At 72.9% G+C, this 23,298-nt stretch carries 19 protein-coding genes and 1 tRNA gene; 14 read left to right on the forward strand and 6 right to left on the reverse strand.

Annotation, left to right across the window (positions count from 1 at the left end):
• Positions 1 to 386: 386 nt before the first annotated feature.
• The gene (locus AC07DS_RS09410; protein ID WP_479143873.1) at positions 387 to 1,052 is read left to right on the forward strand and encodes a bifunctional DNA primase/polymerase; all 666 of its coding nucleotides are present in this window, start codon (positions 387 to 389) and stop codon (positions 1,050 to 1,052) included.
• Between the two features lie 56 nt (positions 1,053 to 1,108).
• Complete coding sequence (locus tag AC07DS_RS09415; RefSeq protein ID WP_479143874.1) at positions 1,109 to 1,729, forward strand: hypothetical protein; 621 nt, start codon at positions 1,109 to 1,111, stop codon at positions 1,727 to 1,729.
• Between the two features lie 259 nt (positions 1,730 to 1,988).
• Here AC07DS_RS09415 and AC07DS_RS09420 read toward each other — a convergent pair whose 3' ends face one another.
• The 3 genes from AC07DS_RS09420 to AC07DS_RS09430 all read right to left on the reverse strand — a co-directional run bounded on the left by AC07DS_RS09420 (position 1,989) and on the right by AC07DS_RS09430 (position 4,767).
• Complete coding sequence (locus AC07DS_RS09420) at positions 1,989 to 2,951, reverse strand: DUF5926 family protein (RefSeq protein WP_479143875.1); 963 nt, start codon at positions 2,949 to 2,951, stop codon at positions 1,989 to 1,991.
• Between the two features lie 178 nt (positions 2,952 to 3,129).
• Positions 3,130 to 3,768, reverse strand: coding sequence for an ATP-binding protein (locus AC07DS_RS09425; protein ID WP_479143876.1), 639 nt, complete (start codon positions 3,766 to 3,768; stop codon positions 3,130 to 3,132).
• A 171-nt stretch (positions 3,769 to 3,939) separates the two neighbouring features.
• Positions 3,940 to 4,767, reverse strand: a complete 828-nt coding sequence (locus AC07DS_RS09430) for a glycerophosphodiester phosphodiesterase (RefSeq protein WP_479143877.1) — start codon at positions 4,765 to 4,767, stop codon at positions 3,940 to 3,942.
• Positions 4,768 to 5,062: 295 nt separating this feature from the next.
• Between AC07DS_RS09430 and AC07DS_RS09435 the strand changes: the two genes are divergently transcribed.
• The 3 genes from AC07DS_RS09435 to AC07DS_RS09445 all read left to right on the forward strand — a co-directional run bounded on the left by AC07DS_RS09435 (position 5,063) and on the right by AC07DS_RS09445 (position 7,688).
• Positions 5,063 to 6,520 carry a S1C family serine protease gene (locus AC07DS_RS09435; RefSeq protein WP_479143878.1) on the forward strand — a complete coding sequence of 486 codons (1,458 nt, stop codon included), beginning with the start codon at positions 5,063 to 5,065 and terminating at the stop codon, positions 6,518 to 6,520.
• Between the two features lie 142 nt (positions 6,521 to 6,662).
• Positions 6,663 to 6,747 (forward strand) — tRNA-Ser (locus tag AC07DS_RS09440).
• A 233-nt stretch (positions 6,748 to 6,980) separates the two neighbouring features.
• Entirely contained in the window at positions 6,981 to 7,688 is a 708-nt protein-coding gene (locus AC07DS_RS09445; RefSeq protein ID WP_479143879.1) for a hypothetical protein, read from the forward strand.
• 30 nt (positions 7,689 to 7,718) lie between these two features.
• Here AC07DS_RS09445 and AC07DS_RS09450 read toward each other — a convergent pair whose 3' ends face one another.
• Positions 7,719 to 8,591, reverse strand: coding sequence for a bifunctional DNA primase/polymerase (locus tag AC07DS_RS09450; RefSeq protein WP_479143880.1), 873 nt, complete (start codon positions 8,589 to 8,591; stop codon positions 7,719 to 7,721).
• A gap of 369 nt (positions 8,592 to 8,960) precedes the next feature.
• Between AC07DS_RS09450 and AC07DS_RS09455 the strand changes: the two genes are divergently transcribed.
• The 8 genes from AC07DS_RS09455 (at position 8,961) to AC07DS_RS09490 (ending at position 16,665) form a co-directional block, all read left to right on the forward strand.
• A complete protein-coding gene (locus AC07DS_RS09455; RefSeq protein ID WP_479143881.1) occupies positions 8,961 to 9,272 on the forward strand; it encodes a hypothetical protein in 312 nt (103 codons plus the stop codon).
• Between the two features lie 202 nt (positions 9,273 to 9,474).
• On the forward strand, positions 9,475 to 10,626 hold the full coding sequence (locus AC07DS_RS09460; protein WP_479143882.1) for an acyl-CoA dehydrogenase family protein: 1,152 nt from the start codon (positions 9,475 to 9,477) through the stop codon (positions 10,624 to 10,626).
• The gene (locus AC07DS_RS09465) at positions 10,623 to 11,546 is read left to right on the forward strand and encodes a bifunctional MaoC family dehydratase N-terminal/OB-fold nucleic acid binding domain-containing protein (RefSeq protein ID WP_479143883.1); all 924 of its coding nucleotides are present in this window, start codon (positions 10,623 to 10,625) and stop codon (positions 11,544 to 11,546) included. Before AC07DS_RS09460 ends, AC07DS_RS09465 begins: the two co-directional genes overlap by 4 nt.
• Before the next feature lies 1 nt (position 11,547).
• Positions 11,548 to 12,576 (forward strand): acyl-CoA dehydrogenase family protein, encoded by a 1,029-nt coding sequence (locus tag AC07DS_RS09470; protein ID WP_479143884.1) that lies wholly within the window; start codon positions 11,548 to 11,550, stop codon positions 12,574 to 12,576.
• Positions 12,566 to 13,009, forward strand: a complete 444-nt coding sequence (locus AC07DS_RS09475; protein WP_479143885.1) for a MaoC family dehydratase — start codon at positions 12,566 to 12,568, stop codon at positions 13,007 to 13,009. Before AC07DS_RS09470 ends, AC07DS_RS09475 begins: the two co-directional genes overlap by 11 nt.
• Complete coding sequence (locus tag AC07DS_RS09480; protein ID WP_479143886.1) at positions 13,006 to 14,172, forward strand: lipid-transfer protein; 1,167 nt, start codon at positions 13,006 to 13,008, stop codon at positions 14,170 to 14,172. Before AC07DS_RS09475 ends, AC07DS_RS09480 begins: the two co-directional genes overlap by 4 nt.
• A gap of 149 nt (positions 14,173 to 14,321) precedes the next feature.
• Entirely contained in the window at positions 14,322 to 14,879 is a 558-nt protein-coding gene (locus tag AC07DS_RS09485; protein WP_479143887.1) for a SigE family RNA polymerase sigma factor, read from the forward strand.
• Positions 14,880 to 15,009: 130 nt separating this feature from the next.
• Positions 15,010 to 16,665 carry a long-chain fatty acid--CoA ligase gene (locus AC07DS_RS09490; protein ID WP_479143934.1) on the forward strand — a complete coding sequence of 552 codons (1,656 nt, stop codon included), beginning with the start codon at positions 15,010 to 15,012 and terminating at the stop codon, positions 16,663 to 16,665.
• Between the two features lie 94 nt (positions 16,666 to 16,759).
• On the opposite strand, the gene AC07DS_RS09495 is transcribed toward AC07DS_RS09490, so the two are convergent.
• On the reverse strand, positions 16,760 to 17,968 hold the full coding sequence (locus AC07DS_RS09495; RefSeq protein ID WP_479143888.1) for an MFS transporter: 1,209 nt from the start codon (positions 17,966 to 17,968) through the stop codon (positions 16,760 to 16,762).
• Positions 17,969 to 18,094: 126 nt separating this feature from the next.
• Here AC07DS_RS09495 and AC07DS_RS09500 point away from each other — a divergent pair, with 126 nt between their 5' ends.
• Positions 18,095 to 18,679: a TetR/AcrR family transcriptional regulator gene (locus AC07DS_RS09500; RefSeq protein ID WP_479143889.1), complete on the forward strand. Its 585-nt coding sequence runs from the start codon at positions 18,095 to 18,097 to the stop codon at positions 18,677 to 18,679.
• Between the two features lie 20 nt (positions 18,680 to 18,699).
• Here the strand turns inward: AC07DS_RS09500 and AC07DS_RS09505 are convergent, their stop codons facing one another.
• Positions 18,700 to 23,088, reverse strand: coding sequence for a hybrid sensor histidine kinase/response regulator (locus tag AC07DS_RS09505; RefSeq protein ID WP_479143890.1), 4,389 nt, complete (start codon positions 23,086 to 23,088; stop codon positions 18,700 to 18,702).
• Positions 23,089 to 23,298: the final 210 nt, after the last annotated feature.

Raw genomic sequence — 23,298 nt, forward strand, 5'->3', positions numbered from 1 at the left:
ATTGCGGTCGACTGGCCTTGCTCCACTGAGCGTCACAGCGGTCGTGATGGGTACGTACTCGGTGAAGGCCAGGGGTGGTTGGGGGCCACCCGGAACCTGGCGACGGACCCGGGCGTCATAGCCACCGACGGCCGAGCCCCATCCTCCCTGGCGGAGGCGGAGAGAAACACGCGCGACGGCAAAACGCCAGACTTCGCCACCCCCGCGCCGCACCCGTGCTTTTGATAGACGCACTAAGGACGCGGCCAACGCTCGACCCTTTGGGGTTCCCCTTGCTGTGCGCAGGGGTGTGATGCGCCAACAGGTACGCACAGTGAAGTGATCGACACATGGTGTGATGTGGTCCACGGTGTTGCCAGCGGTGCAACGGAAAGGAACGAGCGCTCATGCGCGAGATCCTCGGAAGGCGACGCAGGCTCCTGTCCAGGCGGAAAGACGGGAGGCCTGAGCTGATCAGCGCGGCTCTGACCTTCGCGACGGAATGGCAGTGGCCCGTGCTCCCGGGCGTGGCCCCGGATCCGCAGGGACGGGCCCGCTGTGCGTGCCCCGACCCGGAGTGCACGGTGCCCGGTGCGCACCCCTTCGACCCCGGCCTGCTCGCCGCCACCACCGACGCGCGCATGGTGCGCTGGTGGTGGAGCAACCGGCCGGGCGCCCCGATCATCCTCGCCACCGGCGGCAACGCGCCGTGCGCGGTCAGCCTGCCGGCGCCCGCGGCGGCCCACGCCCTCGACCTGCTCGACCGGCGGGGGATGCGTCTCGGCCCGGTGATCGCCGCACCGACCCGCTGGTCGGTGCTCGTCAAGCCGTACTCCATGGAGCAGCTCGGCGAGCTGCTCTACGCCAAGGACTTCGTGCCCGGATCGCTGCGCTTCCACGGCGAGGGCGGCTACCTCGCCCTGCCTCCCTCCGAGACCGGCCAGGGCGCCGTCCGCTGGGAGCGCGCGCCGCTGCCGGGGTCGGCCTCGCCCTGGGTGCCCGACGTGGAGGCAGTGGTGGACGCGGTGGTCGACGTCCTCACTCGTACGGGTGTGAGCGCGCCCGAGTTGTAGGGGTGTCGGGCGCGGGCGCCGCCCGATGTCCGTCCATGGTCGTTATCTTCCGCTACATGCTGCGCATTTCTGGGGGCCAGGGCACTCGTTCGCCGCACCGCGGCGGGCCGGACCCCCGAAGGCTTCGTCTGCTCGCCCTCGCGGGCGTCGTGGTGGCCGCCGTCGTGCTGCCGCTGGCCGTGGCGTCCGCGGGGCAGGTGGGCGACGCCGCGGGACCTCCGGCGGCGGGCGGCCGGTCCGGCGCGCACGCGCCGTCTGCCAAGTCGTCCAAGGCCTCGGACGGTGACGCGAAGATGCCCTCCGTCGATCCCACGCGCTCCCCGCTGCTGCTCGGCCTGGGCCTGGCCACCGCCGCCCGCTGCGGGCCGGAGCTCTCCTCCCCCGAGGGCGTCGAGGCGCAGACCTGTGTGCTGACCCAGGGCGAGGACACCTGGGCGCGTACCTACTACCGCAACACCACCGGCGAGGCCGTGGACGCCGTGCTGAGCCTGATGCAGCCGGGTGGCCGGACCGTGCAGACGCACTGCGCCACGGACACCGACGACGAGCCCGCCACCTGTGAGACACCCCGCGGACGCACCCGGGGCTCGCTGGACGGCTACAGCGCCGTCGCCGAGTTCTCGGCGCGCGGCACCGACGGGCGGCTGCTGCTGCACTCGGGCAGCAACTCCGAGTAGAGGAACGGGAGTTGACGCTACCCGGCGCGCCGTGCACCGGATGCGGACATGAAAAGGCCCGGTTGCTGGCGACGGGGGATGCACCAGCAACCGGGCTATTGGAACGGTAACAAGAGATCGGCGGTTCGCAAATTCGATCTCGGCTATTCGGACAACGATTTCCCTGTCCCGACGGGGAGTTGTGACAGGAGTCACCTGTTCCGGGTGCCGCTGTCACGGCTGACCGACCGTTCAGCCGTGACACGTGCCCCGGGGGCGGTCAGCTGAGGGTGACCTGCCGGTTGGTCAGTCCGCCGCGCGCGCGGCGCTCGTCGACCGTGAGCGGCTCGGTGACCGCGAGGGCGGCGGCGAGCCGCTCGGCGAACTCGGCGGCCGGCTTCTCCACGTCCTCGGCCGTGACCCCGCTCGGCAGGTCCCAGACCGGCACCGTGAGGCCGTGAGCACGGAAGGAGCCCACCAGTCGGGTGCCCTCGCCGAGGCTGGAGCGGCCGGCCGCGTGCAGCCGGGCGAGAGCGTCCAGAAGCTGCTCCTCCGGGTGCGGCATGACCCAGCGCAGGTGGTTCTTCTCGGGGGTCTCGCACCAGTAGGCGGCGTCCACGCCGGACAGCTTCACGGTCGGGATGGCCGCGGCGTTGGCCCGCTCCAGGGAGGCGGCCACGTCCGGGGTGGCGTTCTCCGCGTCCGGCACCCAGAACTCGAAGCCGCTGTGGACAACTGGCTCGAACGCGCCTTCCGGCTCGAGCAGGTCCTGCAGGCGCGGACCCCCGGCCGGGGCGCGACGGCCCTCCACCGGCGTGCCGGGCGCGGCTTCCAGCGCACGCCGGAGCGTGTCGGCGAGGTCGCGGCTGATGTCGCCGGAGGGCGTGTCGTTCTGCAGGCCGAGCAGGACCGAGCCGTCGTCGCGGCGCAGCGCGGGCCAGGCCATCGGCAGCACCGTGGCGAGCGTGACCGACGGGACGCCCTCGGGCAGGCCGCTCTTGAGGGTCAGCTCCACCGTGGCAGCCGGCACCAGCTCGCGCAGCGCCACCCAGTCGCACTCGCCCGGGAGCCCCTCGAACGGACGCTGCACCAGCTCGGTCGCGGCGTGCGCGGCGGCCCGGCCGTGGCAGGCCTTGTAGCGCCGGCCGCTGCCGCAGGGGCAGGGTTCGCGGGCGCCGACAACCGGGATCTCTCCGTCCGTGATCTGCGGCTTGGCCTTCGTCTGGGGTCGCTTCTTGGCCATCGTGGGGTCTCCCGGTTACGGCTCGTCTGGTACGGGCGGGAGCCTAGCCGTTCGCGCCACGGCCGACGGGAACCTGTGGACAACGGACACTTGGGCGACGCCGACGGGGTGAACCTGTGGACGGCTCCCCTGCCTCCGCGCGGCTCGGGCGGTCCGGTTCCGCGGGTACCCGGCGCGTTCAGTCCAGGTCGTCGAACGCGTCCGTGAAGTCCAGATCGGCCATGGCCACGACCGTGGAGGAGGTGACGCGCGTAGCGAAACCGCCGGGGCGGTGCCCGGCATCCGGATCATGGACGTCCTCGTTGACCACGACCCAGACCGTCACCTCGCCGTGGATGTCGTCCCGGACGCCCCAGTCGTCGGCCAGAGCCGTGATGATGTTCAGCCCGCGGCCGCCGTGCGCGGTCACCGACGGGGTGGCCGGAGCCGGGCGGGTCGGGCCGCCGCCGTCCGTCACCTCCACGGTGAGCCGCCCGCGCGTGTCCACCCGCCAGGCGGCGCGTACGTCGCCGTCCCCGGGCGGCGCGTCGCCCAGCGGTCGCCCGTGTTTGCAGGCGTTGCTCAACAGTTCCGAAAGGATCAGTACGGCATCGTCGATGACCGATTCCGACACCCCGCCGCTGCGCAACTGCGCACGCATCCGGTGCCTAGCCCTACCCACGCCCGCAGGGCCATGGGGTACGGCCATGCTCGACGACGTGGGCACCTCCTGTGCCACCACCAACGCCACCCCCGAGACCTCCTTTGCCCCACGCCACGGTGTGGATGCCCCATTGGCCTGTACCGGAAACCGGCCAATCCTCTTCCGGTGACGCATTCGCAACGACCGCATACGGAGCGAATGCGCCGGAGCACTCCCTGTGACGGGCCTGTCATCGTGTGGCTGGAATTCAGTGGTGTGGCCGAGAATGGAGGATCGTCGAGCCGGGCGGCCGGGTCAAGGGGTGTGCACCGGTCCTTACCCGGCTCTTGTGGCCGGCTTCCCCGTTCAGCGACCCAGTCGCTTCAGTACCGCGCGCGGGCGGTTGGTGATGATGGCGTCGATGCCCAGCTCCACACAGAGGTCGACGTCCTCGGGCTCGTTCACGGTCCAGACGTGGACCTGGTGGCCGGCGCGCTTCAGCCGCTCCACGTAGGCCGGGTGGTTGCGCACGATCCGGATCGAGGGGCCCGCGATCCCCACGCCCGCCGGCAGCCGTCCGTCGCGCAGCCGCGGCGAGAGGAACTGGACCAGGTACACCGTCGGCAGCGTCGGTGCCGCGGCCCGCACGCGCTGCAGCGAGCGTGCCGAGAAGCTCATGATCCGCACCTGCGACTCGGCGGCCGAGGCCGGTGCGTCCAGCCCGAACCGCTTCAGCAGGAGCAGCAGCCGCTCCTCCACCTGTCCGGCCCAGCGGGTGGGGTGCTTGGTCTCGATGGCCAGTTCCACCCGTCGCCCGGCGTCCGCGACCAGCTCCAGCAGCCGCTCCAGGGTGAGTACGGAGGTGTCCGCCGGATCCTCCGGACGGTGCTCCCAGTCGGGCTCCTCGTCGCGTCCGTGCCAGGCCTCGCGCGTCTTCCAGGAGCCGAAGTCCAGGGCGGCGAGATCGGCCAGCTCCAGGGCGGAGACGGCCCCGCGGCCGTTCGAGGTGCGGTTCACCCGGCGGTCGTGGACGCAGACCAGATGGCCGTCGGCGGTCAGCCGTACGTCGCACTCCAGGGCGTCCGCGCCATCCTCGATCGCCTTCTTGTAGGCGGCCAGGGTGTGTTCGGGCGCGTCTTCGGAGGCGCCCCGGTGGGCGACGACCTGGATGGGGTGCTGTGGTGCGTGGGTCACCGCGTCATGGTGTCACCCGCGCAGGGTACGCGGTGCGGCGCGGGAGGGTCCGTGCGGCGAACGGAGGCACCCGCCATGCCCTTTTATGTAACTTTTGCCAGAAAGGTCCTATGTAAAGGATGACCCTGGACCCACAGCCACCGCTTATGGTGCTCTGACGGCCCGTGGGAAAAGCTGACTGCATACAAGCACGACGCAGGACCATGCACAGCTGTTCGCAACGGACCGACGACAGCGTGAACGAGCGTGACCGAGTGCGACCTATGACAACAGCCGTGGATCGAGGAGAAGAGCTGTGAGCACCGAGAACGAGGGCAACGCGGTACCCCCGGCACCGTCCGTACCTCCCGTGCCGGTGGCATCTCCTGCAGCCTCCCCGCAGGGCCCCGTGCCCGACGGAGCGCCGACGGCCCAGCTTCCGCCGGTGCCCCCGGGCACACCGGGTGCGCCCGAGCAGGGTACGGCGCAGGCCGCACCGGCCCACGAGAGTCCGTCCGGCGGACACCAGCCCCCGGCCGGCTACCCCGGCCCCGCCCCCGACGGCTCCTGGCCGCCTCCGGCCGCGCCCGCCTACAGCGACGCCGGCTCCGGCACCGTCTGGGGCGCGTCGTACCAGCAGCCCGCCCCCAAGCCCCGCAACGGGCGCGGTGGGCTGGTCGCCGCGGTCCTGGTGGCCGCGCTGGTCGCGGGCGGTCTGGGCGGCGGCCTCGGCTACACCCTGGCCAAGGACAACGACAACGGCTCCACCACCGTCTCCGCCTCCGACAGCAGCGCCTCTCAGGTCAGGCGCGCGCCCGGCACGATCGCCAACGTGGCTGCCAGGGCGCTGCCGAGCACCGTCACCATCGAGGCGGAGAGCACCAGCGGCGAGGGTGGCACAGGCACCGGTTTCGTCTTCGACAAGCAGGGCCACATCGTCACCAACAACCACGTGGTGGCGGACGCGGTGGACGGCGGCAAGCTCACGGCCACCTTCCCGAACGGCAAGAAGTACGACGCGGAGATCGTCGGCCACGCGCAGGGCTACGACGTCGCCGTCATCAAGCTCAAGAACGCCCCCTCCGACCTGAATCCCCTCACCCTCGGTGACTCGGACAAGGTGGCCGTCGGCGACGAGACGATCGCCATCGGCGCCCCCTTCGGGCTGTCGAACACGGTCACCACGGGCATCATCAGTGCCAAGAACCGCCCCGTGGCCTCCAGCGACGGCAGCTCGTCGAGCAAGGCGTCCTACATGAGCGCCCTGCAGACCGACGCGTCGATCAACCCCGGCAACTCGGGTGGCCCGCTGCTGGACTCCTCCGGCTCGGTCATCGGCATCAACTCGGCGATCCAGTCCACCGGCAGCGGCGGATTCGGCTCCGGCCAGTCCGGTTCGATCGGCCTCGGCTTCGCGATCCCGATCAACCAGGCCAAGTACGTCGCCCAGCAACTGATCAAGAACGGCAAGCCGGTGTACGCCAAGATCGGCGCCTCCGTCTCCCTGGAGGAGTCCACCAACGGCGCGAAGATCACCGACCAGGGCGCGAGCGGTGCAGCCCCGGTCGAGTCGGGCGGCCCGGCCGACAAGGCCGGTCTCAAGCCCGGCGACGTCATCACCAAGCTCGACGACAACGTGATCGACAGCGGCCCGACCCTGATCGGCGAGATCTGGACCCACAAGCCCGGCGACAAGGTCACGATCACCTACACGCGCGGCGGCCAGGAGCACACGGTGGACCTCACCCTCGGCTCCCGGGCGGGCGACAGCTGACCCGCACGCGCGCAGGGGCGCGGCCCCTCGGGAAAGTCCGGCGCAGGATCGGCCGGCGGCACCTCCCGAGCGGACCAGGCCCCACGGCCCGCCCCGCTCCCGGTACGCTGTACCCGCTCCGACCCCGGGTGGGCGGAGGCGAGGTGGGTTGCCCGAGCGGCCTAAGGGAACGGTCTTGAAAACCGTCGTGGCGCGAGTCACCGTGGGTTCAAATCCCACACCCACCGCGTAGTTGAACGGCCCTGGACCGGGCGAACCGGTCCGGGGCCGTTGCTGTCGCCCCGGGGGAGGGGCTTTCCGGTCCTGGCCTGTTCACGTCACATGGTCCGGGCGTGGTGACGGCACTGTCCCGAGTCCGTGACACGGGCTGCTGCGGTGCTGCGCTGAGCACGGGCAGGGCATTACGGTCCCGATCGGGAGCGGCCGACCGGGCCGCCCGTGATCAGGGGGGACGTCCCGGATGAATGCCCATCGCCTCAGACCCGTTGCCGTAGCGCTCACGGCCGTAGCGCTGGCCGCCGTACTCACCGGATGCCAGGGGGACGACACCGCCGCGGGGGCCTCCGACGCGCCGAAGGCCGGGGCCACGGCCGGTTCGGCGACACCCGGCACGGCAGGGGGCACTGGCAAGGGCACCGGCACCGGAGGCGGCAAGGGCTCCGGCACCGGTACGGGCAAGAGCGGCGGAAGTACGGCGGGTTCGGGCGCCACCGCGGCCGCGACGCCCGCCGGCAAGGGCACGGGCACGGGCACCGGATCAGGCACCGGATCGGGCAAGACCGCGGCACCGGCCGCCGGCTGCGTGACCAAGGCGCCGGACCCGGACCACTACGACCCGGACGAGTTCGCCCTGTACCGCATCGAGGAACTTCCGGGCAGCACCGGCAAGGTGAACCTCGTCATCCAGCACGGCGCCTGGGGATGCGCCGACAAGGACAGTGACGGCAAGCCGTTCGTCGTCAGCGGCGAGGAGGCCCGCTGGGCCATGGACCAGGCCGCGTACGTCACCGCCACCAACCCCGTCACCGGCAGCAGCACGAACCAGCGCATCGGCGTGGGGGAGCTGATGGACTGGGTCAAGGCGCATCCCGACTCCGGCCTGGTGTTCAAGTACGAGACCGGGGCGGACGGTTCCATCGACCGGCTGGAGCAGGTCTACACGCCGTAGGCGTACCGTCCCCCGCCCCGGTGCCCCGCCTCACGCCCGGCGCCCCGTCATCCGGGCCGCCGACGCGATCGTCGCGCGGGCCTCGCGCTCGGACAGGCCGGTGTGCACGGCCGCCTCGACCAGGGGGTCGAGCAGGGCGGGGCCGAGCCCGTTCTCGTAGGCGCGGCAGGCCGCCCAGAACAGGCGGGTGTTGCGCTGGCCCGCGTGTGCGGTCAGGACGAACTGGACCAGGCCGCGGCCGTGGTCGGTGGTGGTCGTGGCCGCCGGGTGGGTGGCGCGGGGCGGGGGCAGCAGCAGGCGCAGCAGGGCCGGCGGGCAGGCGGCGGGGGCCAGGTGCGCGGTGCCGGGCGCGGCGGCGTACGCGCCGTGGGCGGTGCGGGAGCCCGGGCCCACGAGGTAACCGCCGGCGCCCCGGATGTCGATGCCCGGGGCCAGCCGGCCGGCCGAGTTGGGGACGACGACGTCCGGCGGGCCGGTCAGCCACAGGTGGCGGCCGCCGCTCGGGGTGAGGACGACGACCGTCTCGGGGATCGTGAACAGGTGCCGCAGGGCCAGTTCGCGCAGTGCGGCCGAGGAGTCCGTGCCGGACTTGGTGTCGAGGTCGACGCCGATGAGGTGGTGCGGGGGCAGCCCGCAGGCGATGCCGTAGCCGGTGGCCCAGGGCGCGGCGGCGAACAGCTCGCGGATGCGGACCGGGTCGGTGGAGGCGTCGTACACGCCGTGGCCGAAGCGGCCGCACTCGCCGTGACAGGGCGGCCCCACCGGTTCCGGGGCGTCGCGGTGCGGGGAGCGCAGGGCCGGGAGTTTCGTCCGGGACAGGGGGATGACGGCCAGTCCGCGTTCGGCGGCTGACAGGGCGTGCGCGAGGGCCAGCGTCGTGGCCTGCCGGTCGGTGGTGGCCATGGCTCCATGTTCGTACTCATGTTCGAAAAAGGGAAGAGGGGGCCGCGTCGACGCGCCGGGCCGGAAAGGTTGGCCGGAAACATGCCGGAACGATTCACCTCTTGCGGTCCTTGAGGGGCGAAGGTCTGGTCTGTGCCGTGTTGTGACGTGTGATGACCAAAGATGGCGATAGGGGTTTATCGACTTGTCATCACGCTTGCGTGCGAATCAGGTCTTCCGAGGTGGTTCGCCAGGGATTCGGCGGGCAACTCTGGATGCGCGACGTCGTTCACGAAAGCCCGAGGCGGTCGGCCGACTGCCTTGGTGCAAGCCTCAATTGACACATCCTCGGCCTCGGCGCCGAGAGTGTTCCGTTCTGGAGGAACAAACATGGCAAGCATCCGTACCGCCCGCGTTCTCGCCGCCGTCTCCGCTCTTCCGCTCGCAGCCGCCCTCTTCACCGGTGTCGCTGCCGCGGACAACGGCGCCTTCGCGGACAACGGATCGAACGCCGGTGTGGCGAGCATCATCGGCAGTGGTGTCGGCCACGACAACAGCGGAAACTCGTCCACCACCCAGCAGAACGCGGTCGGCTCCGGCGCCTCGAACCAGAGCAACACCGCACAGGTCAACGGTTCGGCCTGGACGGCCCTCCAGCAGGGCAACGAGAACGTCGCCGTCCACTTCACCAACCTGTGGTGAGCCGGGGGCGGGGCCCCTCTCGCTGAGGGTCCTCGTGGGGTGTGCTTCGGGGTCGTAACGCGTCTGCGCGGCGGTGCTTCGGTGCCGCCGCGCAGGCGTTTTCCGGTGCGCGGTCCCGGGTGGGCGACCTTGACAGGGAGCACTGTCTGACGGACAGTCAGAAACCGTCCCCGTCAGGCAAGCGAGGCCGGGAGGGCCCGCCGTGCACCTCGCCCCCACCGAGCGGCAGCAGCGGCTGCGCGCCGAACTCCGCGCCTACTTCCGCACCGTGATGCCCGAGGCGGGTGAACCGGCCGACGGACGCGCCCTGTTGCGCCGCATCGGCGCCGACGGCTGGCTGGGCCTCGGCTGGCCGGCCGAGTACGGCGGCCAGGGGCGGGGCGCGGACGAGCAGTTCGTGTTCTTCGACGAGGCGTACCGGGCCGGTGCCCCCGTCTCCATGGTCACGCTGAACACCGTCGGACCCACGCTGATGAAGTACGGCAGCGAGCGCCAGAAGGCCCACTTCCTGCCCCGGATCCTCGCCGGTGACCTGGTCTTCGCGATCGGCTACACCGAGCCCTCCGCCGGCACCGACCTCGCCTCGCTGCGGACCCGCGCCGTACGGGAGGGCGACGGCTGGCGGATCGACGGGCAGAAGATCTTCACCTCGGGCGCCCAGCACGCCGACTGGATCTGGCTCGCCTGCCGCACCGACCCGGACGCGACCAAGCACCGCGGCATCTCCCTCCTCCTCGTCCCCACGGACGCTCCGGGTTTCTCCTGGACACCGATCGAGACCGTGGGCGGGCAGACGACGACGGCCACGTACTACGACGGTGTCCGCGTCCCCGCCCGGAACCTGGTCGGGGCCGAGAACGAGGGCTGGTCGCTGATCACCAGCCAGCTCAACCACGAACGGGTCGCTCTCGCCGCCATCGGCATGCAGGCCGAGGAGTTCTACGCGGCGGCGCTCGCTGCCGCACGTACCCCCGATCGGGTGACCGGCAGGCGCCGGATCGACGAGCCGTGGGTGCGTTCCCGGCTGGCCGAGGTGCATGCCCGGCTGGCGGCATCGCGCCTGCTCAACTGGCGTCTGGTGGGGGACGTGGGGGCGGGCGGGCCGGCCCCCGGCGACGCCAGCGCGGTGAAGGTCGCGGGAACGGAATCGGCTGTCGCGACGTATCGCATGTGTCAGGAGATCGTCGGAGATGCGGGACTCGTCCGCTCGGGATCACCGGGGGCGTTCGAGGGCGGCGAACTGGAGCGGCTGAACAGGGCGGCACAGATCAACACGTTCGGGGGCGGGGTGAGCGAGGTGCAGCGGGAGATCGTCGCGACGATGCGGCTCGGGATGACGAGGGGGCGGAGGTGAGCGAGCGGACGGACGAGGTGGGCAGGCGGCTCAAGGCCTACGAGGGCCGGCCCGCCGCCGTCGCCGGGGTGGGCAGGGACCCGGTGAACGCGCCGATGATCCGGCACTGGTGCGAGGCGATGGGCGACACCGGCCCGGCCTACCGCGGACCCGACGCCATCGCCCCGCCCACCATGCTCCAGGCGTGGACGATGGGCGGCCTCTCGGGCCACCAGGGCCGCACCGGTGCCTACGACGAACTCCTCGCCCTGCTGGACGAGTCGGGCTGTACGTCGGTGGTGGCCACCGACTGCGAGCAGGAGTATCTGCGGCCCCTGCGCCCGGGCGACGAGGTCACCTTCGACGCGGTGATCGAGTCGGTCTCCGACCGCAAGACGACGAAGCTGGGCACGGGGTACTTCGTCACGACCCGCATGGACGTACGGGTGGACGGCGAGCTCGCCGGCACCCACCGCTTCCGCATCCTCAAGTACGCCCCGGCCCGCCGCACACCCCCGGCCGAGCGCCCCCGGCGCCCCCGACCGGTGGTCAACCGGGACAACGCCGGCTTCTGGCAGGGCGTGGCCGGGCACCGGCTCCTCATCCAGCGCTGCACGGGCTGCGGCACCCTGCGCCACCCCTGGCTGCCGGGCTGCAACGCCTGCGGCTGCCCGGACTGGGACACGGTCGAGGCGAGCGGCGAGGGCACGGTCCACTCGTACGTGGTGATGCACCACCCGCCCTTCCCGGCCTTCGATCCCCCTTACGCGGTCGGCCTGATCGAACTCGCCGAGGGCGTGCGGATGGTGAGCAACGTGGTGGGGGTGCCGTACGACAAGGTGCGCATCGGTCTGCCGGTCCGGGCGGAGTTCATGTCCTGCGAGGACGACGAGGGAGCACTGGTCCTGCCGGTCTTCCGGGTCGTCGAAGGCGAGGGATGACATGGACTTCACGCCCACCGAGGCCCAGGCCGAGGCCCGTGACCTGGCTGCGCGGATCTTCGGCGACCTCGCCGGCCACGAGCGGCTGAAGGCCGCCGGCACCGGCAGCGACCCCGAGCTGTTCAAGGCCCTGTGCACGGCGGGCCTGGTCGGCGCCGTGACCGAACTGGGCCTGCTCGGGCTCGTGCTGCTCCTGGAGGAGCAGGGACGTACGACGGCCCAGGTGCCCTATGCGGCGACATGCGTGCACGGCCTCCTGGCGGTCGCCTCCCACGGCACGCCCGAGCAGCGGGAGCGGCTGCTGCCGGGCATCGAGGACGGCTCGGTGGTGGTCGCCGGAGCGCTCTCGGCACCCGGTGTACGGGCCGCCGCACGAGGCGAGCTGACCGGCTCCGTCCCCGTCGTCCCCTGGCTCCGGGACGCCACCCACGTCCTGGTCGCCGACGCCGGCCGGCACCTGTGGCTGGCCCCGCTCGGCGAGGGCACCGCGCTCACCCCGGTGGAGCTGACGGCGCCCTGGTCCGCGGCCCGTCTCACCCTCGACCGCGCCCCGGCGGAACCTCTCGGCGGCCCGGGCACCGACGCCTTTGCCGACGTCCTCGCCACCGCCCGCACCGCCTTCGCCGGGCTTCAGGCAGGGGTGTGCGCCGGATCGCTGGCGCGGGCGGTGGCGCACACGAACACCAGGGAGCAGTTCGGGCGCCCGCTCGCCACCCGGCAGGCGGTCCAACTCCGGGCGGCCGACGCCCACATGGACACCGAGGCGATACGGGTGACGGCGTACGAGGCCGCCTGGCGCCGGGACGCGGAGCTGCCGTACGCCACGCACGCGCTGACCGCCGCCTGGTGGGCCTCCGAGGCGGGACAGCGGGTCGTGCACACCGGCCAGCATCTGCACGGCGGGGCCGGGGCCGACCTGGACCATCCGGTGCACCGGCACTTCCTGTGGGGCAGGCAGCTGGACGCCCACCTGGGAAGCGGGGCCGAAGTGCTGCAGGAACTCGGGGAGCTGATCGCACATGGCGAGTGAGACGCGGACACCGCGGCCGGTGGCGGGCGCCCGGCTGCCGTCGCTGGAGATCCCGATCACCCGCACGCTGATCGTCGCCGGGGCGATCGCCTCCCGGGACTACCAGGACGTGCACCACGACGCGGAGCTGGCCCGGCAGAAGGGCTCCCCCGACGTCTTCATGAACATCCTGACGACGAACGGGCTGGTCGGCAGATACATCACGGACCACTTCGGCCCCCGCGCGGTGCTCCGCAAGGTCGCCATCAGACTGGGGGCGCCCAACTATCCGGGGGACACGATGGTGCTGACCGGCAGGGTCGAGACGGTCGACGGCGACACGGCGACGGTGCGCGTGGTCGGGGCCAACGCCATCGGCCGGCATGTGACCGGCACGGTGACGGTCGTCCTCCCGGCACCGTCCTTCGTGCCGGACGAGGAGGCCGCGTCATGAGCGTGCGCACCCGGGACTCCCTCGGCGGCCGGGCGGCGATCGTCGGCATCGGGGCCACCGAGTTCTCCAAGGACTCCGGCCGCAGCGAGCTGCGACTGGCGGTGGAGGCGGTGGGGGCCGCGCTGGACGACGCGGGGCTCACCCCGGCGGACGTGGACGGTCTGGTGACGTTCACGATGGACACCAGCCCGGAGATCACCGTGGCCCAGGCCTGCGGGATGGGCGAGCTGTCCTTCTTCTCCCGCGTCCACTACGGCGGCGGGGCGGCCTGCGCGACCGTCCAGCAGGCGGCGCTCGCGGTGGCGACCGGCGTGGCCGAGGTGGTGGTCTGCTACCGGGCCTTCAACGAGCGGTCGGGCCGCAGATTCGGCGCGGGCGTGCAGCACCGGGAGCCGTCGGCGGAGGGCGTGGCGCTCGGCTGGGTGCTGCCGTTCGGGCTGCTCACCCCGGCCTCCTGGGTGGCGATGGCGGCCCAGCGGTATCTGCACGCCCACGGGCTGACCCCCGAGGCGTTCGGGCACGTGGCCGTGGTGGACCGGAAGTACGCGGCGACGAACCCGGCGGCCTACTTCCACGGCCGCCCCATCACCCTCGCCGACCACACCGCCTCCCGCTGGATCGTGGAGCCGCTCAGGCTGCTGGACTGCTGTCAGGAGACCGACGGCGGCCAGGCGCTGGTGGTGACGTCCGTCGAGCGGGCACGGGACCTGCCGCATCCGCCCGCCGTGATCGCGGCGGCCGCCCAGGGCGCCGGCCGCGCGCAGGAGCAGATGACCAGCTTCTACCGCGACGACCTGACCGGCCTGCCGGAGATGGGCGTGGTGGCCCGTCAGCTGTGGCGGACGTCGGGACTGGACCCGGCCGACATCGACGTGGCGATCCTGTACGACCACTTCACACCGTTCGTGCTGATGCAGCTGGAGGAGTTCGGGTTCTGCGGGAAGGGGGGGGCGGCTGATCTCGTGGCCGAGGAGCGGCTGCCGATCAACACACACGGGGGCCAGCTCGGGGAGGCCTACCTGCATGGCATGAACGGTGTGGCGGAAGCGGTGCGTCAGCTGCGGGGCACGGCGGTGAACCAGATATCGGGGGCGGCCCGGACCCTGGTGACGGCCGGCACCGGAGTGCCGACGTCGGGGCTGGTCCTGGCGGCCGACGGATGAGCGTCCTCAGGGGTGAACCCGCAGACGCTGTCACCCCGCAGTCCACCTTCAGTAGGTGTAGGCAACCCCACCCCTACAACCTGAGGGGGACGCCGCTTCGGGACCTGGGGCCGATCCGCCGGAGTGCGGTCCGCTCCTAGCGTGGAGCCATGACCACACTCGTCTGCACCAGCGCCTCGGCCGCCGCCGCACCAGCGCGGCAGACCCACGCATACCCGTCGTTCTCCTCGTACGTGAGGGCCCGCCAGCCGGTCCTGCTGCGCACCGCGCGCTCACTGACCGCGAACCCGAGCGACGCCGAGGACCTGCTGCAGACCGCGCTCGCCAAGACCTATGTGGCGTGGGAGCGGATCGAGGACCACCGGGCGCTCGACGGCTATGTGCGCCGGGCCCTGCTGAACACGCGGACCTCGCAGTGGCGCAAGCGCAGAGTGGACGAGTACGTCTGCGACGAGCTGCCCGAGCCGGAGCCGGCGCCCGGCGAGGACGACCCGGCCGAGCGGCAGGCGCTGCACGACGCCATGTGGCGCGCGATCACCAAGCTGCCCGCGCGGCAGCGGGCAATGGTCGTCCTCAGGTACTACGAGGACCTCAGCGAGGCCCAGACGGCCGAGGTGCTCGGAGTCTCGGTGGGCACGGTGAAGTCCGCGGTCTCCCGGGCCCTGGGCAAGCTGCGCGAGGATCCCGAGCTGGGACTGGTGCGCTGAGGGCCTGTCCGGCAATTCCGCCTGCCTCTGGGCCTCAGTTTCGCTTCCCCTAGTGACATACCGCGCGGTATGTGCGCAGAATCAGCGCAACCTCTACTCCCGCGTAGGCAATGTCGCCATGGAGGACGCCGTGCTGAGCACCATGCAGGACGTACCGCTGCTGATCTCGAGGATCCTGACCCACGGGGCGGCGGTCCACGGAACGTCGCGGGTGAGCACCTGGACCGGCGAGGGTGAGCCGCAGCGCCGCACCTATGCCGAGGTCGGCGCCCGTGCGGCCCAGCTGGCGCACGCCCTGCGGGACGAACTCGGCGTCCGGGACGACGACCGGGTCGCGACGCTGATGTGGAACAACGCCGAGCACGTCGAGGCCTACTTCGCGATCCCCTCCATGGGTGCGGTGCTGCACACCCTCAACCTCCGCCTCCCGGCCGAGCAGCTGGCGTGGATCGTCAACCACGCCGCCGACCGCGTGATCATCGTCAACGGCTCACTGATCCCGCTGATCGCGCCGCTGCTGGGCAAGCTGCCGACGGTGGAGCACATCGTCGTCTCGGGCCCCGGTGACCGTTCCCCGCTCGACGGCGCGACCGCACGGGTGCACGAGTACGAGGAGCTGATCGCCGGCCGTCCCACCGCCTACGACTGGCCGGAGCTGGACGAACGCCAGGCCGCCGCGATGTGCTACACCTCCGGCACGACCGGCGACCCCAAGGGCGTGGTGTACAGCCACCGTTCGATCTACCTGCACTCCATGCAGGTGAACATGACCGAGTCGATGGGTCTGACCGACCAGGACACCTCGCTGGTCGTGGTCCCCCAGTTCCACGTCAACGCCTGGGGCCTGCCGCACGCCACCTTCATGAGCGGCGTCAACCTGCTGATGCCCGACCGCTTCCTGCAGCCCGCCCCGCTCGCCGAGATGATCGAGGGGGAGCGCCCGACGCACGCGGCCGCCGTCCCCACCATCTGGCAGGGCCTGCTCGCCGAACTCACCGCCCGCCCCCGGGACGTCTCCACCCTCGGCCAGGTCACCATCGGCGGCGCCGCCTGTCCGCCCGCCCTGATGGCGGCCTTCGACAAGCTCGGCATGCGGGTCTGCCACGCCTGGGGCATGACGGAGACCTCCCCGCTCGGCACGGTGTCCCGCCCGCCGGCCCACGCGGTCGGCACCGAGCAGGAGTTCGCGTACCGCGTCACCCAGGGCCGCTTCCCGGCGAGCGTCGAGGCCCGCCTCACCGGCCCCGGCGGCGAACGCCTGCCCTGGGACGGCGAGGCGGCGGGCGAGCTGGAGGTGCGCGGCCCCTGGATCGCGGGTGCCTACTACAACGGCCCCGACGCCGAACCGCTGTGCCCCGCCGACAAGTTCAGCGAGGACGGCTGGCTGAAGACCGGTGACGTCGGCACCATCTCCCCCGAGGGCTTCCTGACGCTCACCGACCGCGCCAAGGACGTCATCAAGTCCGGCGGCGAGTGGATCTCCTCGGTCGAGCTGGAGAACGCGCTGATGGCCCACCCGGACGTCGCCGAGGCCGCCGTGGTCGCCGTACCCGACGAGAAGTGGGGCGAGCGTCCGCTGGCCACGGTCGTCCTCAAGGAGGGCTCCAGCGCCGACTTCGAGACCCTCCGCACCTTCCTCGCCGAGGAGGGGAAGATCGCCAGGTGGCAGCTCCCCGAGCGCTGGACGATCGTCGAGTCGGTGCCGAAGACGAGCGTGGGCAAGTTCGACAAGAAGGTGCTGCGCCGGCAGTACGCGGAGGGGGAGCTGGACGTCACCAGCCTCTGAAGCCGCTGACCGAGGACGTCACCGGCCGCTGACCGAGGAGGTCACCGGCCGCTGACCGGACGAGGGACGGGCGGCCGTGCGGCAGGCGCGGGCCTCAGCGCCGTACCGCCGTGGTCGCCCATCCCAGCACCAGCCACACCCCCGCCACCGCGCTGACCCCGCCCCAGCCCCAGTGGCTGAAGGCCAGGCCCGCCAGGGTCGAGGCGAGGGCGCCCCCGGTGAAGCCGGCGACGACGTAGGCGGTGTTGGCGGTGGCCGGGGCGGAGGTGGTCGTCAGGGCCAGCGTCTGGTTGGCGACATGGGAGGCGACCAGGGCGGCGTGGATCGCGACGGCGGCCACGAACAGCGCGGCCAGCACCTGCCCGCCGAGCCAGAACAGCGGCACGGAGACGGCCGCGAGCAGATACGCGGACCGTACGACCTTCGCGGCGCCGAAGCGGTCGACCAGACCGCCCGCGAGCGGGGCCACCGCGGTGGCCGTGAGGCCGAAGAGACCGAACAGACCGGCGGTCGCGGTGGACAGGCCGTACGCCGGGCCGGTCAGCAGCAGGCCGAGCGAGGTCCACAGGGCGCTCCAGGCGCCGAACATGCCGGCCTGGCGTATGCACGCCCGCCACAGGTCCGGCGAGCGGCGGACGAGCCCGGGCAGCTCGGCGATGCCCGAGAACAGCGCTCCCGTGCGGGGTCGCCGCTCCGACGGCAGGGCCAGTGCGGTGGCCAGACCCAGGACGAGGGTCAGCGCGCCGGACCCGGCGAACACCCAGCGCCAGCCGAAGGCCTGCCCGGCGAGTCCGCCGACCACCCGGGCACCGACGATGCCGGTGAACAGTCCGGCGATGACGGCTGCGACATGGCGGGCGCGGTGGTGGGCGGGGGCGCGCTCGGCGACCAGCGGGACGAGCAGCTGCGGGATGACGGTCGCCGCCGCGGCGACGAAGACGGCGACCGCGAGGGCGGTGGTGCCGGGCGCGGCCGCTCCGAGCCCCAGCGCGGCGGCGGTGGCCACCGAGAGCAGGGCGACCAGCGGGCGCCGGTTGACGCGGTCCCCGAGCGGGGCGAAGAAGAGCAGGCCGGCCGCGTAGCCGAACTGGGCGACCGAGGCGATCCAGGTGACGGCCGCGGGAACCGTGCCGAAGTCGTGGGCGATCAGGGGGAACAGCGGGGCCGCGAGATAGATGTTGGCGGCCGTGACGGCGGTGCAGACGGCGATGAGCAGGAGGAAGAGCCGCCCGGAGGCGGGCTGTTCCCGGGCGGGGACCTGGACCTCGGGTGCCCGGTGGGTGGTGCTGGTCGCTGACGGCATGGGCGGAGCTACTCCTTCGAGCCGACTCTAACAACTAACTGGTTGGTTGGTTGCCTCAACAGAGTGCGCCTTCCTGGAATTCCCTGTCAACCAAACGGTTGGTTACAAGAGCGGTACCCTGCCCGCATGGCAGCAGTCAGGGACCCCGAGGCCACCAGGGCCCGCATCTTCGACGCGGCGGTCGCCGAGTTCGCCCGGCACGGCATCGCGGGCGCCCGCATCGACCGCATCGCCGCCGAGGCGAAGGCCAACAAGCAGCTGATCTATGCCTACTTCGGCAACAAGGCGGAGCTGTTCACACAGGTCCTGCAGAAGTCGATGCTCGATCTGGCCGTCGCCGTCCCCGTCGACCCTGATGACATGGAGGGCTGGGTCGACCGTGTGATCGACTACCACGCCGCCCACCCCGAGGTGCTCCGCCTGCTCTTCTGGGAGGGCCTGGAGTACGGCGCGAACGCCGAACTGCCCGACGAGAGCGGGCGCCGGGAGCACTACCGCAAGAAGATCGACGCGCTGCGGGACGGCCAGGACCGGGGTGTGATCACCGACGCGATCCCGGCCCGCGACCTGCTCTTCCTGCTCATCGCCCTGGCCAACTGGGCCGCCGTCGTCCCCCAGATGCGGCGCATCGTGGTGGGCGCCGAGGACACCGACCGGGACCGCCTGCGCGCCTCGATCCGAGAAGCGGCCCGGCGGCTGATCGCACGCTGACCCCGGCGCACGGGGACGGGCTAGTTGGTCCCGATCCGCGAGAGCAGGTCGACGATCCGGCTCTGCACCTCGTTGCTGGTGGACCGCTCCGCGAGGAACAGCACCGTCTCGCCCGAGGCCAGCCGCGGCAGGTCGGCCGGGTCGACGGCGGCGGTGTAGACGACCAGCGGGGTGCGGTTGAGCTGACCGTTCGCACGCAGCCAGTCGATGATCCCGGACTGCCGCCGGTGCACCTGCATCAGGTCCATCACCACGAGGTTGGGCCTGAGCTGCCCCGCCAGCGTCACCGCGTCGTTGTCGTTCGCGGCCCGCGCCACCTGCATGCCGCGCCGCTCCAGCGTCGACGTCAGCGCGAGCGCGATCTCCGCGTGCTCCTCGATCAGCAGCACCCGCGGCGGATGCTGCTCGCTGTCGCGCGGCGCCAGGGCCTTCAGGAGTACGGCGGGATCGGCGCCGTACGCCGCCTCGCGCGTCGCCTGCCCGAGCCCGGCCGTGACCAGCACCGGCACCTCGGCGGCGACCGCCGCCTGGCGCAGCGACTGCAGCGCGGTCCGGGTGATCGGCCCGGTCAGCGGGTCCACGAACAGTGCGGCCGGGAAAGCCGCGATCTGCGCGTCGACCTCCTCGCGGGAGTGCACGATGACCGGCCGGTAGCCGCGGTCGCTCAGCGCCTGCTGGGTCGTCACGTCCGGCGCGGGCCACACCAGCAGCCGACGCGGGTTGTCCAGCGGCTCCGGGGGCAGCTCGTCGTCCATCGGCTGCGGCCGCGGCATGTCCGCGATCTCGACCGCCCCGCCGGGACCGTCCAGCGGCTCGGGTCCCTCGGCCGCGTTCGCGTCCGGAGCGCCTATGGCGTACGACCGGCCGGCACCCTCGGTGGCCGGGGCGAGCCGGGACTGCCCCGCGAGCGAGGGCTGCGCGGGCACCGGTTCGGCCGGCGGATGCGGACGGGCCGCCTGCTCCGGCTGAGGCTCCTGGCGCTCGGCCGGGTCGGGCGGCGTGCCCAGCTTCCGCCGGCGGCCGGAACCGCCCGGCGCGTGCGGGGGCGGGGTCGCCGTCGGCTGCTGCACCTGAGCGGCCTGCCGCGCGAACGGCACGCCCTGCCCCAGCGTGCGGACACTGATCGCCCGTCCCTGGGTGGAGTTGGGGTCGACCGCGGGTCCCGCGGCCTCGGCGGGCAGGGGCTGAGCCGCCGCCCGCTGGACACCGGCGTGCCCGGACGGGAGCGGGGTGCCGGGTGCCGGGGTGCCGGTCTGCGGTGCCGGGACGCCCGCACCGGAGGTGTCGTCGGCGCCGGGCCGCTGCTCGGGGACGGCTCCGGCAGCGGGGGTGCCTGCGGCCGGCGTCGGCGCACCCTGGCCTGCCGGCACCTGACCGGGAACAGCCTCCGCCGGGAGCGGCTGACCGGGCTGGGGCGCGGCCGGGGTACCGGCGGCCGGGGTGGTCTGTGTCGCCGGGGTGGGGGCGGCGAGGAGCTGCTGCGCCTGCGCCGGCTGGGCGGGCACGGGCCGGCCCGGCACCACCTGCGCCGGAACCGGCTGACCAGGCGGAACCGGTACGCCCTGACCGACGGTGCCCTGCGCGGGCACGGCCACCGGCTGCCCGGGGGCGGCCTGTACCGCTACACCGGGCTGAGCCACGACGCCGGTGGGCGCCACGACGCCGATGGGCGCTGCGACGCCGGCCGGAGCGACGACGCCGGTCTGGCCCGCGGCTACCTGAGCAGCCTGCGGAACCTGGCCGGGCCGCACCGGCTGCCCGGGAGCGGCCGGTACGGGAGTCGCCTGAGCCGGGAGTGCCGGAACGGCCTGGCCGGGGGCACCGGGAGCGGCCGCCGGGGGCGCCGTCTCCGTGGGCTCGCCCGGATGGGCCACGGCCCGGCGACGGCGGCCGGTCGGTGCGGTCGTCGGGTGCGGCTGGGGCGGGGTGTGGTCCTCGGCCTGGTCGAGCGGCACGGCGTCGTGCCTGCCGTCGTCGCCGGGAACTCGCTGCGCGGCCTCCCGCTCCTGCCCCGGAACCGGGACATCCGCGCCCGGGGCCACGGCCGTCCCCGCACCGGCCGCCGCGTCGGCGGATTCGGGTGCGCGGTCGGCCTCGGCCGGGGGCAGCGCGAAGACCGTACGGGCTCCCGCCTCCTGTGCGGCCGCCCGCTCCGCGGCGGCGGCCAGCGCACGCCGGCGCCGCCCGGGCTGCTGCTCGTCCTCGGCCGCCTCGGCCGCAGCGGGCTGCGCGGTCTCGGTACCGGCCGCGGGCAGCGCGGGCGGCAGGGCGGCCTGCGGTGCACCGGAGTCCCGCCGGGCCCGGCGGCCCGTGGGTGCGGGCACACCCTGCGGCGGCACCGCGCCGCCGAGTCCGTTGCCGGTGGCTGCGGTGCCCGCGGCATGCTCGGCCGCGGTCATCACGGCACCCTCGGACACGCCGTCCTGTTCCGTATCGGCGTCGGTCTCGGCGGACCGTCCGCGCCGCCGCCCGGTCCCGCCGGACGCGGTCTCCGCAGCCTCGTCGGCGACCGGAGGAGCCGCCTCGACGGCGGCCGCCGCACGCCTGCGCCGCCGCCCGGTCGGCACGGGCGCATCTGCCCCGCCGTCACCGGACTCGGCGGACTCGGCGGGCGTGTCGCTCTCCAGGAAGGCGTCGGTGGAGGCCCGCCGGGCCCGCCGCCGACCGCCTCCGTTGGTCTGCTCGGCGGCTCCGGCGGCGTCGGCAGCGGAGTCCTCGGGGTCCGCGGCCTGGGCGGCGACCGCCCCGGCGCCACCACCGAGCGGCACTTCGAGGACGTACGCGCTGCCGCTCATGCCCGGCACCTCGTGCGTCTGCAGCACACCGCCGTGCGCCCGGACGATCCCGCGCACCATCGGCTCGTGCACCGGGTCTCCCCCGGAGTACGGCCCGCGCACCTCGATACGCGCGACCTCACCGCGCTGCGCGGCCGCGACCACCACGGTGTTGTCCAGGTAACCGCCCGCGGACACGGGCGTGTTGCCGGTGGCGTCGACGCCCGCCACGTCCGCGACGAGATGCGCGAGCGCGGTGGCGAGCCGCTGCGGGTCGACCTCGGCCTCGATGGGCGGCGCGTGCACGGCGAACTGGACGCGGCCCGGCCCGATCAGCTCGACGGCCCCGTCCACCCCGGCGGCGACGACGGCGTCGAGCATCACCTTCGTACGGTTGATGTCCTCGGTGCCCGCGTCCAGCCGCTGGTAGCCGAGGACGTTGTCGATGAGGGTGGTGATGCGCGAGTAGCCGGCCGAGAGGTGGTGCAGCACCTGGTTGGCCTCGGGCCACAGCTGCCCGGCGTCGTCCGCGGCCAGGGCGGACAGCTCGCGCCGCAGCTCGTCCAGCGGTCCGCGCAGGGACTGCCCGAGCAGCGTCAGCAGCTGCTCGTGCCGCCCGGAGAGGGCCTCGTACCGGTCCTTCTCCCGCTCGGCGAGCGCGGCGTACCGCTCCTCGCCGGCCGCCAGCTCCTCCTCGTGCTGCTCGCGCAGTTCGTCGGCCTCGGTGACGTGCTTCTGGCGCAGCGCGGTCAGGTCGGAGGCGTGCTCCTCGGAGAGCCGCTCCAGCTCCTCGGTGTGCGCCTTCTCCTGTGCGTCCTTCTCCTCGGCGAGGGCGTCGTACGGCCGCCGGTCCGTGAAGGTCATGACCGCGCCGACGAGCTGGTCGCCGTCGCGCACGGGGGCGGTGGTCAGATCGACCGCGACCTGCTTGTCGCCCTTGGACCACAGCACCTGCTCACGCACCCGGTGCTTGCGCCCGGAGCGCAGGGTGTCGGCGAGCGGGGACTCCTCGTAAGGGAAGGGGGAGCCGTCGGGGCGGGAGTGCAGCACGAGGGTGTGCAGCTCCTTGCCGCCCAGCTCACCGGCCCGGTAGCCCAGTATCTGGGCGGCGGCCGGATTGACGAGCACGATCCGCCCGTCGGTGTCGGTGCCCACGACACCCTCGGCCGCGGCCCGCAGGATCATCTCGGTCTGCCGCTGCGAGCGGGCCAGCTCGGCCTCGGTGTCCACGGTCCCGGACAGGTCCCGCACGACGATCATGAGCAGCTCGTCGCCGGTGTAGCCGTAACCGTCGTACGCCTGCTGCCCGTTCTCCAGGTTCGCGCTCGTGACCTCGACCGGGAACTCCGACCCGTCGGTCCGCCGCGCGATCATCCGCGTGGGCTTGGTCCGCCCCTGGGGATCCATGTGATCGGGACGCCGCATGGAGCCGGGGATGAGCCGGGAGTCGAACTGCGGCAGCAGATCGAGCAGCCCCCGCCCGACGAGGGCGGTGCCCGGGGCCTCGAAGGCCTCCAGGGCGATGGTGTTGGCGTTGACGACGGTTCCGTTGGCGTTGACCAGCACCAACGCGTCGGGCAGCGCGTCGAGTATGGCTGCGAGGCGAGCAGCGCCTCGGGATGGCCTGCTGCTCACGAGACGCTTCCTCCCTGTTACCGCTTTCCGACCGCTCGGGCCATCTTGCCAACCGGCCCGCAGCGTGTCACGCGAGGGAGTCTAAGGGCATGGGTTGCGCTCGCGACGCCGGATGAGAGGGAGGTCGCACGAGGAAGTGACGGCGAACATGTGACCGTATGCCCGGTGGGCGCCCCGGTTCCGGCTCCGGCTCCCCAGGACCTTCGCGGG

The organism is Streptomyces sp. NPDC044064 (assembly GCF_056434245.1).

Coding starts and splice junctions, on each gene's coding strand:
- AC07DS_RS09410 (WP_479143873.1), top strand. CDS start 387: ATGCGCGAGATCCTCGGAAGGCGACGCAGGCTCCTGTCCAGGCGGAAA.
- AC07DS_RS09415 (WP_479143874.1), top strand. CDS start 1,109: ATGCTGCGCATTTCTGGGGGCCAGGGCACTCGTTCGCCGCACCGCGGC.
- AC07DS_RS09420 (WP_479143875.1), bottom strand. CDS start 2,951: ATGGCCAAGAAGCGACCCCAGACGAAGGCCAAGCCGCAGATCACGGAC.
- AC07DS_RS09425 (WP_479143876.1), bottom strand. CDS start 3,768: ATGCGTCACCGGAAGAGGATTGGCCGGTTTCCGGTACAGGCCAATGGG.
- AC07DS_RS09445 (WP_479143879.1), top strand. CDS start 6,981: ATGAATGCCCATCGCCTCAGACCCGTTGCCGTAGCGCTCACGGCCGTA.
- AC07DS_RS09450 (WP_479143880.1), bottom strand. CDS start 8,591: ATGGCCACCACCGACCGGCAGGCCACGACGCTGGCCCTCGCGCACGCC.
- AC07DS_RS09455 (WP_479143881.1), top strand. CDS start 8,961: ATGGCAAGCATCCGTACCGCCCGCGTTCTCGCCGCCGTCTCCGCTCTT.
- AC07DS_RS09470 (WP_479143884.1), top strand. CDS start 11,548: ATGGACTTCACGCCCACCGAGGCCCAGGCCGAGGCCCGTGACCTGGCT.
- AC07DS_RS09475 (WP_479143885.1), top strand. CDS start 12,566: ATGGCGAGTGAGACGCGGACACCGCGGCCGGTGGCGGGCGCCCGGCTG.
- AC07DS_RS09480 (WP_479143886.1), top strand. CDS start 13,006: ATGAGCGTGCGCACCCGGGACTCCCTCGGCGGCCGGGCGGCGATCGTC.
- AC07DS_RS09485 (WP_479143887.1), top strand. CDS start 14,322: ATGACCACACTCGTCTGCACCAGCGCCTCGGCCGCCGCCGCACCAGCG.
- AC07DS_RS09495 (WP_479143888.1), bottom strand. CDS start 17,968: ATGCCGTCAGCGACCAGCACCACCCACCGGGCACCCGAGGTCCAGGTC.
- AC07DS_RS09500 (WP_479143889.1), top strand. CDS start 18,095: ATGGCAGCAGTCAGGGACCCCGAGGCCACCAGGGCCCGCATCTTCGAC.